Source organism: Nocardia huaxiensis (assembly GCF_013744875.1).
In the GTDB taxonomy this organism is placed as follows: Bacteria; Actinomycetota; Actinomycetes; order Mycobacteriales; family Mycobacteriaceae; genus Nocardia; species Nocardia huaxiensis.
In genome coordinates, this window is the sequence record NZ_CP059399.1 from 2,396,671 (window position 1) to 2,410,833 (window position 14,163).

Annotated in this window: 13 protein-coding genes; 9 read left to right on the forward strand and 4 right to left on the reverse strand. The window is 67.6% G+C overall.

The window, feature by feature from the left end; genetic code table 11:
* Both H0264_RS10665 and H0264_RS10670 read right to left on the reverse strand, forming a co-directional pair.
* Window positions 1-873: a hypothetical protein gene (locus H0264_RS10665; RefSeq protein WP_181583814.1), complete on the reverse strand. Its 873-nt coding sequence runs from the start codon at window positions 871-873 to the stop codon at window positions 1-3.
* Complete coding sequence (locus H0264_RS10670) at window positions 866-2,500, reverse strand: hypothetical protein (protein WP_181583815.1); 1,635 nt, start codon at window positions 2,498-2,500, stop codon at window positions 866-868. The genes H0264_RS10665 and H0264_RS10670 overlap by 8 nt, the downstream gene beginning before the upstream one ends.
* Window positions 2,501-2,915: 415 nt before the next feature.
* Here H0264_RS10670 and H0264_RS10675 point away from each other — a divergent pair, with 415 nt between their 5' ends.
* Both H0264_RS10675 and H0264_RS10680 read left to right on the forward strand, forming a co-directional pair.
* Window positions 2,916-4,448, forward strand: coding sequence for an APC family permease (locus tag H0264_RS10675; protein WP_231087154.1), 1,533 nt, complete (start codon window positions 2,916-2,918; stop codon window positions 4,446-4,448).
* Between the two features lie 155 nt (window positions 4,449-4,603).
* Entirely contained in the window at window positions 4,604-4,891 is a 288-nt protein-coding gene (locus H0264_RS10680) for a hypothetical protein (protein WP_181585434.1), read from the forward strand.
* Window positions 4,892-4,942: 51 nt separating this feature from the next.
* Here the strand turns inward: H0264_RS10680 and H0264_RS10685 are convergent, their stop codons facing one another.
* Both H0264_RS10685 and H0264_RS10690 read right to left on the reverse strand, forming a co-directional pair.
* Window positions 4,943-5,581 carry a DUF305 domain-containing protein gene (locus H0264_RS10685; protein WP_181583817.1) on the reverse strand — a complete coding sequence of 213 codons (639 nt, stop codon included), beginning with the start codon at window positions 5,579-5,581 and terminating at the stop codon, window positions 4,943-4,945.
* Window positions 5,582-5,634: 53 nt separating this feature from the next.
* Window positions 5,635-6,084: a DUF6153 family protein gene (locus H0264_RS10690; protein ID WP_181583818.1), complete on the reverse strand. Its 450-nt coding sequence runs from the start codon at window positions 6,082-6,084 to the stop codon at window positions 5,635-5,637.
* 118 nt (window positions 6,085-6,202) lie between these two features.
* Here H0264_RS10690 and H0264_RS10695 point away from each other — a divergent pair, with 118 nt between their 5' ends.
* From H0264_RS10695 to H0264_RS10725, 7 genes are all read left to right on the forward strand, one after another.
* Window positions 6,203-7,120, forward strand: coding sequence for a ribonuclease Z (locus H0264_RS10695; RefSeq protein ID WP_181583819.1), 918 nt, complete (start codon window positions 6,203-6,205; stop codon window positions 7,118-7,120).
* A gap of 29 nt (window positions 7,121-7,149) precedes the next feature.
* On the forward strand, window positions 7,150-8,826 hold the full coding sequence (locus H0264_RS10700; RefSeq protein ID WP_231083184.1) for a DUF885 domain-containing protein: 1,677 nt from the start codon (window positions 7,150-7,152) through the stop codon (window positions 8,824-8,826).
* Window positions 8,827-8,943: 117 nt separating this feature from the next.
* Window positions 8,944-10,362 carry an MDR family MFS transporter gene (locus tag H0264_RS10705; RefSeq protein WP_231083183.1) on the forward strand — a complete coding sequence of 473 codons (1,419 nt, stop codon included), beginning with the start codon at window positions 8,944-8,946 and terminating at the stop codon, window positions 10,360-10,362.
* Between the two features lie 156 nt (window positions 10,363-10,518).
* Complete coding sequence (locus H0264_RS10710) at window positions 10,519-11,664, forward strand: class I SAM-dependent methyltransferase (protein ID WP_181583821.1); 1,146 nt, start codon at window positions 10,519-10,521, stop codon at window positions 11,662-11,664.
* A gap of 33 nt (window positions 11,665-11,697) precedes the next feature.
* On the forward strand, window positions 11,698-12,624 hold the full coding sequence (locus tag H0264_RS10715) for an LLM class F420-dependent oxidoreductase (RefSeq protein WP_181585436.1): 927 nt from the start codon (window positions 11,698-11,700) through the stop codon (window positions 12,622-12,624).
* A 135-nt stretch (window positions 12,625-12,759) separates the two neighbouring features.
* Window positions 12,760-13,623 (forward strand): Bax inhibitor-1/YccA family protein, encoded by an 864-nt coding sequence (locus H0264_RS10720; RefSeq protein WP_181583822.1) that lies wholly within the window; start codon window positions 12,760-12,762, stop codon window positions 13,621-13,623.
* A gap of 238 nt (window positions 13,624-13,861) precedes the next feature.
* On the forward strand, window positions 13,862-14,113 hold the full coding sequence (locus tag H0264_RS10725; RefSeq protein ID WP_181583823.1) for a hypothetical protein: 252 nt from the start codon (window positions 13,862-13,864) through the stop codon (window positions 14,111-14,113).
* Window positions 14,114-14,163: the final 50 nt, after the last annotated feature.

Consider the following 14,163-nt stretch of genomic DNA (forward strand, 5'->3'; position numbering starts at 1 on the left):
TCAATGCAGCCCGGTAATGCGCCGCGCCAGCCAGCGCCGGGTCTCCTGATCCCGCGCGTGATCGAGGATCTTGCGGCGAGCCGTGGGGGACAGGGCCGTCAGCAGTGCGCCCACCCGTTTGCGGGTGTTCCAGTTGACGAGATACCGCACCGCCCCCGCCGCGGCCCGGGTGTCCGCCCGCTCCACCGCGCGCGCGAAATCCGTCCGCGTCTCCCGGTCCAGGAATTGGCCCGGAATGCGTTCGTGCACCGGGTAACCCGTGTACGCGCCGGTTCCCGAGGCATACCAGGTGCACAGCGCCAGGATGCGCTCGACCGCATCCGGGTAGGCGGCGACCAGCCGGGTGTGGACCTCGTCCAGGTCCGGCTCGGCCAGTCCGCCGCCGGATTTCGAGGTATCGAGAAAGAGATGGGCGTACCTGGACAGCGGCTCCGGAATCTCCCTCACCCACAGCCGCGTCACTCGATCGTTCTCGGCCTGCCGCTGCTCGGCGGCCCGGAACTCGCGCAGCGGTTCGGAAACCCCGCGCACCGCCAGCCATTCCAGCGACCGCACGCCGTCGGCCAGCACCGCGTCCTCCGGCCAGCCGTCCCAGCGCAGCGAATACCCGTGGTGCAAGGTCACCGTCGTGAGCGCCCTCCCGGCCGCGTCGTGGAAATCCAGGGCCACATCGCCCCAGCACATGCACACGAATCCGGGCAGCGCGGTGACCGCGAGGGCCTCCCGCAGCGCTCGCACGGCAATCGGATCGCGTTCCTCGAGCAGGACGGTCGAATCGCCCCGCATCTCGCGAACCCTGACCCCGTGGGCGTCCGCCAACACCCGGTCCAGCGCGTCCAAATCCGGGCTGGACGACTCACCGTCCCTATTCATTGAGCGATAGTGAGTATCGCTCGGTGGCGGCCCGAACGGTCTTGGCCACCGACGGGTGCCGCTCGCTGCCGGAGCGGTCCGGCCGCCCGCAGGGGCCGGTGCCGAGACAGCGCTTCTCACCCGCCACACGGTCCCGATGCGCTGCGCTCGCCAGGCTCGAGGGTTGGCCCGCCACGCTCCGCTGTGCGTGGCGGGGACCGCTCGAGTGACGCGAGAGCTTCACCCCGAGTCCGCGTCGACCGATTGCCACCGCCGCTCCATGATGGACCGACACGATAGCATCGGAAGTATTGGATTGTGCTTGTAAAGGTTTGCGCCAGTAACGGTTCCCGGCCTTACTGGTGTAGGCCGGATCGACCGCAACCACCGCCAACATACGACGGGCGGCCATGGCGCACAACCGATCCCGGAACCTCGCGGTCGGAATGCCGGCGACCGCGTGCCGGAATCGCTTGCCGCGTCGCCCGCGTCCCATGGTTTCGCGGCCGGTGGCGCGGGCGTCGGCGAAGTTCAGGTTCTCGATCACGATCGCGGTGCATCCGGCGTATTCGGCCCGGTCCAGGATTGCGGTGAGTGCGGTGCGCAGGTGCCCGTCGCGGCGGGAGGCCGAACTCCCCTGTCCGGACAAGGCGATGGTGGCCGGAGTGCCGATCGGGTTGCCGGAGGAGTCGAGTGCGCAGGTGGCAAGGTGCCCGTCGTTGAGATCGATCCCGAGTACCCGCCCGGCCCGCAGCGCGGCGAGCGGGGGTGGCAGAGTGGGTTCGAGGGTCCAGGATGCGTCCAAATACCAGCGGTCACGGTCCGGGTCGTAGGTGATGTCGTAGCGCACCGCCCGACTACCCTCGATCCGCTCCTGCCACTGCATACCCTGGTGATGAAACTCCACCGGGGCGGCGAGGGTCAGATGGGTGCCGAGTCGATCGGCCAGTGCGGCGGGCACTTTGATCCGCAGATGTCTGGTTCCCGGTGTGACACGCAGGGTTTCGTTGCCGCCAATCTTGCCGGTTTCCCCGTCGGCGGTCAGGAACATGCGTGTTGCATCCCAGGCTTGCCTCCACTGTTCGGGGGAGATTCCGGCGTCGTCGAGGTGGTTGCGGGTGCGCCACAACCGTTTTCCGCCCATTACTATCGAGGGACGGCCTTCGGCGAGGGCGGCATGGACTTTGCCGGCACGTTCTTGCAGCACCTGCAGCCGTCGGGTCTTGGCGAACCATTCGGCCTCGTCCCGATAGCCAGTGATCTTGCCAGCGCGTTCGCGCGGAGCCAGCGCGCAGCGGGCGGACAGTGTCGCGATGGCCGCGTCCAATCCCGACGCGTGCGCGGTCAAAGCCCGTATCCCGGACTGGTATTGGTCCTCCACTGCGCGGGTGATCGTTCCGGCCCATCGTGAGGAGTTCTCGGCTGTCACCGCGCGTTTGCGGTCGGCGCGGTACGCGCTCTGCTGTCTACGGTCCAGGGTGCCCAGCGCGATGCGGGCGGCGAGTTCGCGTCGATAGACGTGGCCGTTGAACTCCCCGATCTCGCGCACGGTCCGGGCCTCGTCAGCGGTCAGGTGCAGGCGTGTGCGGATCCGTACACCGGCGGGAGCGGCTACCACGAACGGCGCCCCACGTCGGGACCTACCCACGTTCCACCCCTCCTAGGCAACCGCCGCGACAAACTATGACGTGAGATCTGCGATCAATATCAAGCAGCCTATCCACCCGAACGTATGTTCGCTCACAATTCGCGAAACAGCAGCAATCCTTAACGGGACCGCCGGTTCGGGAAAGCCGGTCGGGCGCTTGAACATAGCGTTGTCCAGCAGGTTGCTGAACTGGTTCGTACCAGTTGGTGATACGGTTCCGTGTGACGCCGACAACTCAGGTCTCCACCCGAGATCGAGAGCAGTAACCGGGACCGGGACCAGCAATTCTGTCTTGTGGTTGCTCGCGCAGGCGAACAAACCTGACACCGGACTGATGCGTTTTGGACCAAGACAGCGATGGCCGGGTATGAACTGAATTGTTGCCGAGAAGCCAAAGCTAGGAGAAACAGTGGCGATATCGGAACCTGCGCCGGAGGCCACCGGGCCGGCCGCCCAGCGCAGCACCGGAATCTTCCGCACCAAATCCGTCGAGCAGTCCATTCGCGACACCGACGAGCCCGATGCCAAACTCCGCAAGGATCTGACCTCGTGGGACCTCACCATCTTCGGTGTGGCCGTCGTGGTCGGCGCGGGCATCTTCACCCTCACCGCGCGCACCGCCGGCAACCTTGCCGGACCCGCGGTCTCGCTGGCCTTCGTCTTCGCCGCCGTCGCCTGCGGCCTGGCCGCCCTCTGCTACGCGGAATTCGCCTCCACCGTGCCGGTCGCGGGCAGCGCGTACACCTTCTCCTACGCCACCTTCGGTGAGGTCATCGCCTGGATCATCGGCTGGGACCTCATCCTCGAATTCGCGCTCGGCACATCGGTTGTCGCCAAGGGCTGGTCGCAGTACCTGGGCGTGGTGCTGGGCGGGCATCAGCCGATCTGGCACTTCGGATCGGTGAAATTCGACTGGGGCGCGGTGCTGCTCATCGCCATTCTGACCGTGCTGCTGGTGCTCGGCACCAAGCTGTCCTCGCGGGTGTCGGCGGTGGCCGTGGCCATCAAGCTGGCGGTCATCGCGCTCGTGGTCGTGGTCGGCGCGACCTACTTCAAGGTCGACAATCTGAAGCCGTTCATCCCCGAGTCCGTTCCGGGCGACGACGGCGGCGCGAGTGCTCTGCGTCAGTCGCTGTTCTCGCTCGTCACCGGGAGCGGCCACAGCACCTTCGGCTGGTACGGCCTGCTCGCGGCGGCCTCCATCGTCTTCTTCGCCTTCATCGGCTTCGACGTGGTCGCTACCGCCGCCGAGGAGACCAAGGATCCGCAGCGCAATGTGCCGCGCGGCATCCTCGGCTCGCTCGCCATCGTGACCGTGCTCTACGTGGCCGTGTCGCTGGTGCTCACCGGCATGGTGTCCTACAAGGACCTGCAGGGTGAGAACGCCACGCTGGCAACGGCTTTCGCCATCCACGGCGTCGACTGGGCCAAGAACGTCATCTCCATCGGCGCGCTGGCCGGTCTGACCACCGTCGTCATGGTGCTGTTCCTGGGTCAGACCCGGGTGCTGTTCGCCATGTCCCGCGACGGCCTCATGCCGCGCAGCCTCGCCAAGACCGGCGCCAAGGGCACCCCGGTGCGGATCACCGTCATCGTCGGCGTCATCTGCGCCCTGCTCGCCGGTTTCGTGGACTTCGGCACCCTCGAAGAGATGGTCAATATCGGCACGCTGTTCGCCTTCGTGCTGGTGTCGCTCGGCGTGATCGTGCTGCGCCGCACCCGGCCGGACCTGAAGCGCGGCTTCCGGGTGCCGCTGGTGCCGTTCGTGCCGATCCTGTCCGTGATCGCCTGCGCCTGGCTCATGTTCAACCTGTCGGTGGAGACCTGGCTGCGATTCATCGTGTGGATGGCGCTGGGCATGGTCGTCTACTTCGCCTACGGCCGCAAGCACTCGCTGCTCGGCAAGGCGCAGGAGCTGATCGGAAAAACCGGAAGTTCCGCAAAATAGGTAGCTGATCGGGTGCTCGAGTTGGGTGCCGGTGGTGTGTCGGCGCGGTTCTACCTCACGAAATGCGGTTCAATTGTTTCGCATAGTGAGAGTTGGATCACCGTTCCGTCCCCACCAGCACCCCTTCAGCATCCGAGAGGAACCCGATCGTGAGCATGCTCCTCGCCGTGCACGACGCGTACACGAACGTGGTCGCGCAGATCGGCAACCCGACACCGGAAACGCCGCCGGTCGCTGACAAGCTGATGAAATTGGTTCGCTACTTCACCTGGTTCACCATGCTCTCCGGCGTCACCGCCATCACCTACGGCGGCGGCCGGTTCGCCTGGGAGAAGTGGAGCGGCGGCGGGCTCGAATCACCGAAGATGGTGGCGGGAGCCATGATCGGCGGCGCGACCGCCACCAGCGCCGGGACCATCATGAACACGGTCATCGGGGGCTAGACACGAGCAAGCCAGCGAGTGCGCCGGATTCCGGCGCACTCGCTGTCGTTTCTAGGACTGCGTCAGCATGCGGGTCATCTGGTCGATCTCGGCCTGCTGGCCGGAGATGATGGCCTGCGCCATGGCCTTCGCGTCGGCATTGGCGCCATTGGCCAGCTCGGTCTGGGCCATGGTGACCGCACCCTTGTGGTGCTCGATCATCATCTGCATCCACATCTTGTCGAAGGCCGTGCCGGACATGCCTGCCAGATCCTTCATCTGCTGGTCGGTCATCATGCCGTCCATGTGATGACCGCCCATGTCGGCGCTGGGCGCGGGCTTGCCGAAAGCGGCCAGCAGCGTGGTGATCTGCTGCATCTCGGGGGACTGGGCCTTCTCGACATTCGCGGCGAGGGTGATCAGTTCCTGATTCTGCGAGCGGCTGGGCACCAGCTTCGCCATGTCCACGGCCTGCGCGTGATGCGGGTACATCATCTGCAGGAAGGTGACATCGGCGTCGTTGAAGTCGGTGCGGGTGGCGGCCTGCGCGGAGGTGCTCGTCATGCTGCCGTGGTCCATGCCCGGCATGGTGGCGCTCGAGGTGGTCGAGGTGGCGTCGCTCGGCTCCTGGCTGTTGCTACAGCCTGCGGCGAGCAGGGCGACGGCCGAGGTTCCGGCGATGAGGGCAAGCTTCATACGGGTGCTGAACATGGCTGTACTCCTTGAGAATTGGTGAGGATTCGGAAAAGGGCATGGGTCGCCCATCAGATCCGCAGAATTGCCAATTCGGCCAAGGTGAGATGTGTCCACGGCGGTGGACGCGCGCGCGAGCGGCGCAGCCGCCGGGCCTGCACGGTCGCGGGCGGATCGCGGCGCAATCCGGCCCAGCCCAGCAGGATGAGACCCACGCCCAGCAACAGGGCGGCCAGGACGAACACGCAGGCGTGCACTGCGGCGTGGGCGCCGCAATCACCGCAAGCGGGGGCGGCCTGATGGCCGGGGCTCGTGGCGGCCATGGCTTCGTGGCCGGTGCCGGTCATGGCTTCGTGGTCGGCCACGGTCATGACCGAGGCCATCGCCTGGTGCTCGTGGTGGCTCGATTCGCCGTGTGACATGCCGAAAACGGCAATGTGCATGGCCACGATCCCGGCCAGGAGCGCGAACAGCCCGAACGCCCGGATGTACCGGGTTTCGGGTGCGGACTGTTCGGTCATACGTCCCAGTCTAGTGAGGTGGTCCGGCGCTGACGCGGTACCCCCTCCTGGTATCGCAGGGGACGCGCCCGCGCTCGCTGCCGCGAGTATCCGCAGTTCGGCCGGTAGCCTGGCGGCCGTGTCACAGCGCGAACTGGTCGTTCTCGGAACCGCCAGCCAAGTACCGACCAAGCAGCGCAATCACAATGGCTACCTACTGCGGTGGGACGCCGAGGGGATGCTGTTCGACCCGGGGGAGGGCACACAGCGGCAGATGATCTACGCCGGGGTCTCGGCCACCGACATCACCCGCATCGGCATCACCCACTTCCACGGCGACCACAGCCTCGGCCTGGCCGGTGTCGCCCAGCGCATCAGCCTCGACAGGGTGCCGCACCCCGTCGACGTCTACTACCCGGCCTCCGGCGAACAGTTCTTCCAGCGCCTCACCCACTCCACCGCCTACCACCAGACCGCCGAACTGCGCGCACACCCCATCACCGAACGAGGCGAACTCCCCGCTCCCGGAGCAGGTTTCACCCTCACCACCGCCCCGCTCTCGCACCCCGTCGAAGCCTTCGGCTACCGCATCACCGAACCCGACGGCCGTCGCATCGTCCCGGAACGCCTGCGCGAATTCGGCATTTCCGGTCCAGCGGTGGGCCTGCTCCAGCGGGAGGGCGGCATCGACCTCGACGGCCGCACCATCGCTCTCGAAGAGGTCAGCGAACCCCGCCCCGGCCAGAGCTTCGCCTTCATCATGGACACCCGCCTCTGCGGCGGCGTCCACGAACTCGCCGAGGGGGTCGACATGCTGGTCATAGAGGCCACCTTCACCGACGCCGACGAGCGCCTCGCCAAGGAGTTCGGCCACCTCACCGCCCGCCAGGCGGGTGCGGTCGCCGCCCGCGCCGGGGCCCGGACCCTGGTCCTCACCCACTTCTCCCAGCGCTACCGCACCCTCGACGATCACCTGACCGAGGCCCGCGCCGAGTACGCCGGTGAGATCGTCGTAGCCGAAGACCTGATGCGGATTCCGCTTCCGCCACGCCGCTGACCCCCACCCCACGGGGCATGATGGTTCGCATGGATGCGCACGAGGAACTCATCGCTCTTGCCGACCGCTACTGGGACACCATGCTGGAGTCCGCGCCGAGTGAGGCGACTCTGTTGGGGGACAGGCGATTCGACGATCGCATCGAGGATCTGTCGGAGGAAGCGGAACAGCGGCTGCTGGGGAACTGGCGCGGGCTGCTGGCCGAGGTGGAGGCCCTCGACCCGGAACGGCTGACTGCCGAGGACCGGGTCACGCGGAGCCTGCTGCGGACCGAATTGTCCTCCGCCGTGGATACTTTGGAGTGGCGGCCGGTCGAACTCGCCTCGGATCAGATGACCGGTGTGCACGCGGGCATGCTCACCATGGCCCCGCAGCTCAACGCACCCGAGCCGGAGAACGCCTTGCGGCTGGTGCGACGCTACCGCCAGTTCGGTGAGCTCATGACGCAGGCCACGCAACGCTTCCGGGCCGGTCTCGCGGCGGGCCGCACCCCCGCCAGGATCGCGATTCAGCGCTCGCTCAATCAACTCGACGGCTATCTGGCCTCCGACCTTGCCGGTGACCCCTTCGCCACCTTCCCGGGCCCGGTGGACTGGGATGGCGAAAAGGCTTGGCGCGCAGACTTGTCCGATGTCGTACGTGACGTCATCCGGCCCGCCTTCGCCGCCTACCGCGACGTGCTGGCCAACGACCTGCTGCCCGCCGCCCGCTCCGACGAACAGCCGGGTCTGTGCTGGCTGGGCGAGGACGGCGCCGATATCTACCGCCGTCTCCTGAAGCATCACACCACCCTCCCGGACCTGGGCGCGGAAGAGATCCATCAGCTCGGCCTGGACGAATTGGCCGGTCTCCGTGCGGAATACGCCGAAGTCGGCGGCCGCCTGTTCGGACTCACCGAACTGACCGAGATCTTCACCCGTCTGCGCGAGGACTCCGCTCTGCGTTACGGCGACGGCGAGGAGATCATGACCGACGCCCGCCGGTATCTGGCCTCCGCGCAGGCCGAGATGGGCAACTGGTTCGGCCGCCTGCCGCGGCAGAGCTGCGACATCCTGCCGGTGCCGGAGTTCCTGGCCGCGGATGCGCCTGCGGCGTACTACTTTCCGCCCGCGGCCGACGGTTCGCGCCCCGGCGCGTACTACGTCAACACTCATGAGCCCAAGGGCAAGAACCGCTACGAGACCGCATCGGTGGCCTACCACGAGGCCATTCCCGGTCACCATCTCCAGCTCACCATCGCCAACGAACTGGATCACCTGCCGCGCTTCCAGCGCATGTCGTTCTCCAATACCGCTTTCGTGGAGGGCTGGGCGCTCTACACCGAGCGGCTCGCCGACGAAATGGGTTTGTACCCGGACGATCTCGCGCGCATCGGCATGCTGGCCGCGGATTCGTGGCGGTCCTGCCGACTGGTGGTCGACACCGGTCTGCATGCCAAGGGCTGGAGCCGGCAGCAGGCCGTGGACTTCATGGTCGCCAATGCTCCGGTGAGCGTGGCGGAGATCATGACCGAGGTGGACCGGTACATCGCCATGCCGGGGCAGGCGGTGGCCTACAAGGTCGGTCAGCTGGAGATCCGGCGGCAGCGCGCGTCGGCCGAGCAGCGGCTGGGTGATGCCTTCGATATCAAGCGTTTTCACGACGTGGTGCTCGGTTCGGGCTCGGTGAGCCTGCCGGTGCTCCGGGAACTCGCCGCCACCCTGTGATCCGGGCGCGGCGGTGATCCCGCCGCGTCCCACTCCGTAATTCGCCGGTTCCGGAATAGCGAACCCGCCATCGTGTTCGACTCATAAGGTGAGTTGAGCTAACGAAAGGGGTTGTCGGTGACGGACACCGAGGCGCGGGCGGCGATCGGGCTGAGATCGGAGCGCGGCCCGATCCTGGCGGCGATCATGGTGGCGACCTCGCTCATCGCGCTGGACTCCACCATCATCGCCACCGCGGTGCTCACCATCACCGATCAGCTCGGCGGATTCGCGCAGTTCCCCTGGCTTTTCAGCATCTACCTGCTCGCGCAGGCGGTGACGGTCCCGATCTACGGCAAGCTCGCCGACACCTTCGGCCGCAAACCGATCATGATCTTCGGCATCGCGGTCTTCGCGCTCGGCTCACTGCTGTGCGGCCTGGCCGGCAGCATGCTGACGCTCATCGTGGCCCGCGCGGTGCAGGGCATCGGCGCGGGCGCGGTGGGGCCCATGTCCATCACCATCGCGGGCGACATCTACACCGTGGCCGAACGCGCCAGGGTGCAGGCGTACCTGGCGGCCGTGTGGGCCTCGTCCTCGGTGCTCGGGCCGCTGCTGGGCGGCGTCTTCTCCGAATACGTGAGCTGGCGCTGGATCTTCCTGATCAACCTGCCGCTGTCGGCGCTGGCCGCCTGGATGATCCTGCGCTACTTCACCGAATCCACACCGCGGCAACGGCATCGGATCGACTACCTGGGCGCGGGCCTGCTCACCGCCGGCGCGGGGGCGCTCATGCTGGCCCTGCTCGAAGGCGGGCACGCCTGGGCCTGGAACTCACCGGCCAGCCTCGGCCTGTTCGGCGGCGGCGCGCTGACGCTGGTGATCTTCGGCTTCGTCGAGCGCCGGGCCGCGAATCCGATTCTGCCGCTGTGGGTGCTGACCCGCCGCGTGCTGGTGGCCAGCAGCCTGATCTCACTGCTGGTGGGCGCGATTCTGCTCGGGCTCACCTCCTACGTGCCGACCTTCGCCCAGGGCGTGCTCGGCACCAGCGCGCTGACCGCGGGCCTCACCGTCGGCGCGCTCACCCTGGGCTGGCCGCTGTCGGCATCGCAGGCGGGAAAGATCTACCTGCGCACCGGTTTCCGCTGGACGGCGCTGCTCGGCAGCACGATCGTCGTCGCCGGTTCCGCGGTGCTGCTGCTCGTGAACGCCGAATCCGCGCTGTTGCACGTGGCACTCGGCTGTTTCGTGGTCGGCATGGGCATGGGTCTCGTCGCCAGCCCGACTCTCATCGCCGCGCAGGCCAGTGTCGAATGGTCCGAGCGCGGCGTGGTGACCTCCTCGAACATGTTCGCGCGGTCTCTCGGCAGCGCGCTCGGCGTGGCCCTGTTCGGCGCGCTGGTCAACTCGCGGGTGGGCGGCACCGACCATCCCGAGGCCGCGCAACTGGCTCCCGCGGTGCATCTGGTGTTCATCGGCGTCGCGGTCGCGGCGGTCGTCATGGTCGCCGCCTCGGCCGCCATGCCCCGCCGGGACGCCGTCGTCCACGCCCCATGAGGCGGGTTTGGGTGAATTTCCGGCATCCCCTTGGCTTTACAAGATCAGTAACTGTTTTGCGGTGGCACAGAATATCGCTGACCTCGAACGACGCCGATATGCACAGAATCGGCCCTCGGCTGGGAACCCTCGGCAATGATCTAGCACACTGTAGAGGTGGTTGAGGTCGAGGACGTGTTGAGCCGGTTGCGACGGTACCCGGACGTGGAGGCGGTGAACCTCTACGCGGTCGACGCCGCGGACCGGTTGCTGCTCGATGAAGCCGCCGAGGCACTGGCCGCGGCGGGCGACAATCGGGTGGCGGTGATCGACGACGGCTACGGCGCGCTCACCCTCGGCGCCGTCGCCGCACACGATCTGCGCGGGGTGCGGGTGCATCAGGATCTGCTCACCGGCGAGCTGGCGCTGACCAACAATGCCCGCATCGTCGGGCTCGGAGATCGGTACGCCGCACACGAATTGGGCCCCGCGCTGCTGTCCGGCGTGCGAGTGGTGCTGTGGCGGCTGCCGCGCGCGCTGTCCGGCCTCGCCGAGACCGCCGACGCCATCGCCCGCTACGCCGATCCGCAGGTGCGGGTGTACGCGGGCGGCCGGGACAAGTACCTGACCCCGGCCATGAACGACGTGCTCGCCGAATCCTTCGGCTCGGTGCGCGCCAGCCGCGGGCGGCAGAAATCCCGCATCCTGCTGGCCACCGAGCCCAAACCCGTTGGGGATCCGCAGTTCCCGGTGCACAATCGCCTCGACGAGCAGGACCTCGAGGTGGTGGCGCACGGTGCGGCCTTCTCCGGACCGCGCCTGGACATCGGCACGCGCTTCCTGCTCGACTACCTCAAGCGCATGAAGCCCGATGCTCGCGAGGCCATCGATCTCGGTTGCGGCACCGGCATTCTGGCGGTCGCGCTGGCCAAGGCGCGGCCGGGCATCCGGGTCACCGCCACCGATCAGTCGGCGGCCGCCGTGGCCTCCACGCGCGCCACCGCCGCCGCCAATGAGCTCACCGAGCGGATCACCGTGCTGCGCGACGACGCCATGTCCTCCAAGGCGGACAACAGCGCGGATCTGGTGCTGTGCAATCCGCCGTTCCACGTCGGCGCGGCCGTGCACACCGGCTCGGCGATCAAGATGTTCCAGCAGGCCGGGCGGGTGCTGCGGCCGGGCGGCGAGCTGTGGACGGTTTACAACACGCATCTGAACTATCGGGGCGTGATGGAGCGCCTGGTCGGCAAGACCGAGGTGATGGGCCGCAATCGCAAATTCACCGTCACGCGGTCGGTGCGGGGACTCCACCACGAGAGCTGAGCGACCGACCAGCACAATGGGGTGATGGGACGAATCGATCTTCGAATCTTCACCGAACCCCAGCAGGGCGCGACCTACGACACCCTGCTCACCGTCGCGAAGGCCACCGAGGACCTCGGCTACGACGCCTTCTTCCGCTCCGACCACTACCTGGCCATGGGCGACGCCGACGGCCTGCCCGGACCCACCGACGCCTGGATCACCCTCGCGGGCCTGGCCCGCGAGACCAGCCGCATCCGCCTCGGCACCCTGGTCACCGCCGCCACCTTCCGGCACCCCGGCGTGCTCGCCATCCAGGTCGCCCAGGTCGACGCCATGTCCGGCGGGCGCGTCGAATTCGGTTTGGGCGCGGGCTGGTACGAGGCCGAGCACACCGCCTACGGCATCCCCTTCCCGGGCGAGCGGTTCCCGCGCTACGAGGAGCAGCTGGCCATCGTCACCGGACTGTGGAACACGCCGCTCGGCGAGACCTTCTCGTTCGAGGGCGAGCACTACACGCTCACGGACTCGCCCGCGCTGCCCAAGCCGGCGCAGGACCGGATCCCGGTGGTGGTCGGCGGCATGGGCGCCAAGCGCACCCCGCGCCTGGCCGCCGCCTACGCCGCCGAGTTCAATGTGCCCTTCCAATCCCCGGAGGCCACCGCCGAGCAGTTCGAGCGGGTTCGCAAGGCCGCCAAGGACGCCGGGCGCGACCCGGAGGAGCTCGTCTACTCGAACGCACTGGTCGCCTGCGTCGGCGCGAGTGATGCCGAGGTCGCCCGCCGCGCGGCCGCCATCGGACGCGAGGTGGACGAACTGAAGGCCAACGGCCTGGCCGGCAGCCCGGACGAGGTCGTCGAGAAGATCGGCCGCTATGCCGAGATCGCCGGAACCAGCCGGATCTACCTGCAGATCCTGGACCTCGGTGATCTCGACCACCTGGCGCTGATCGCCGATCGCGTGCTGAGCCAGTTGCGCTGATCAGGCGGTAAAGCTCGGGTAAAGTCCGATTGGTCTGATGCGCGCCGGATGGGAACCAGTCCGGGGTCCGCGTCGTTGACACGGGTAGAACGAGGCCACGATCGACGTGCGCCGCGACTCCAGAAAGGGACGCCAGTGCGCTCCACATCCAACCCGGTCTTCCGGAATCTGCAGCCGCAGCAGGGCGGCGGCTACGCCGGCTTCGGCTCGGCGGCCGCTGGAGCCGGACAGTTCGCGAACCAATACGGTCAGCAGCCGCCCTACGGCGGTTACGGGCAGCAGTACCAGCAGATGCCCGTCCCGGCCACCCGGCCCATGACCATCGACGACGTCGTCACCAAGACCGGCATCACGCTGGGCGTGGTCACCGTGGCCGGCATCCTGTCGTACGCGCTGACGTCGATCAATCACGGCCTCGCCCCGCTGTTCGTCATCGTCGGCGGTCTGGTCGGTTTCGTGCTCGTCATGGTCGCCAGCTTCGGTCGCAAGCAGGACAACCCGGCCATCGTGCTCAGCTACGCCGCCGCCGAAGGTCTGTTCCTCGGCGCGCTGTCGTACATGTTCACCGGCGTCGAATTCGGCGGCGTGGGCGGCGCGGGCCTGATCGCGCAGGCGGTGCTCGGCACCTTCGGCGTGTTCTTCGGCATGCTCGTGGTCTACAAGACCGGCGCTATCCGCGTGACCCCGCGCTTCACCCGCATGGTCATCGGTGCGCTGATCGGCGCGGTGGTGCTGGCGCTCGGCAATATGATCGCCATGTTCTTCACCCCCGACGGCTTCGGCCTGCGCTCGGGCGGCACCATCGCCATCATCTTCAGCCTGGTGATGATCGGCATCGCGGCCTTCAGCTTCCTGCTCGACTTCGACGCCGCCGACCAGCTCATCCGGGCCGGCGCGCCGGAGAAGGCGGCCTGGGGCGTGGCGCTCGGCCTGACCGTCACCCTGGTCTGGCTGTACGTCGAGATCCTGCGCCTGCTGTCCTACTTCCAGAACGACTGACCCCACTCTCGGGGAGGTCTCAGGGCTTCGCCCCCGAACCCCCTCGGGAGGACAGGGTTTCGGCCCCGGTGCGAGCAATCGCACCGGGGCCGAGTGCTTTTGAGGGTTGGGGTTCTGGGGGGCGAAGCCGCTGAGGGCCCCGGGAGCGGGTTGTTCACAATTCGGTCATGAAGGCTTCGGTCTACTGGTGTCCAGCCGGATGAGCAACACCGGCCCGGACCCCCGAAGGGAATTCTTCATGAAGAAAATCGCTGCGGCGCTTGCCATCTCCGCTGCCGCTCTGACCGGCATCGCCACCAACGCCGGCATCGCCTCCGCCGAGGAACTGATCGGCGAGAACAGCTACGGTTCCCCGGAGGCGTGCATCGCCGACAACAACAACGGCACCTACATCGGCCCGAACGGCATCGAGATCAATGCCGCCGGCGGCTGGACCTACGACTGCCTGCAGCACAACGACGGCAAGTGGTACCTGCACTTCTACCGCTGATCGCGGACTTCCACACCCTCGGGCCCTGCACTCGAGCGGTAGGAAAGCCG

Excerpts from the sequence above, each read along its gene's own strand:
- H0264_RS10665 (WP_181583814.1), bottom strand. The coding sequence starts at position 873 with ATGAATAGGGACGGTGAGTCGTCCAGCCCGGATTTGGACGCGCTGGAC.
- H0264_RS10680 (WP_181585434.1), top strand. The coding sequence starts at position 4,604 with ATGCTCCTCGCCGTGCACGACGCGTACACGAACGTGGTCGCGCAGATC.
- H0264_RS10685 (WP_181583817.1), bottom strand. The coding sequence starts at position 5,581 with ATGTTCAGCACCCGTATGAAGCTTGCCCTCATCGCCGGAACCTCGGCC.
- H0264_RS10690 (WP_181583818.1), bottom strand. The coding sequence starts at position 6,084 with ATGACCGAACAGTCCGCACCCGAAACCCGGTACATCCGGGCGTTCGGG.
- H0264_RS10700 (WP_231083184.1), top strand. The coding sequence starts at position 7,150 with ATGGATGCGCACGAGGAACTCATCGCTCTTGCCGACCGCTACTGGGAC.
- H0264_RS10725 (WP_181583823.1), top strand. The coding sequence starts at position 13,862 with ATGAAGAAAATCGCTGCGGCGCTTGCCATCTCCGCTGCCGCTCTGACC.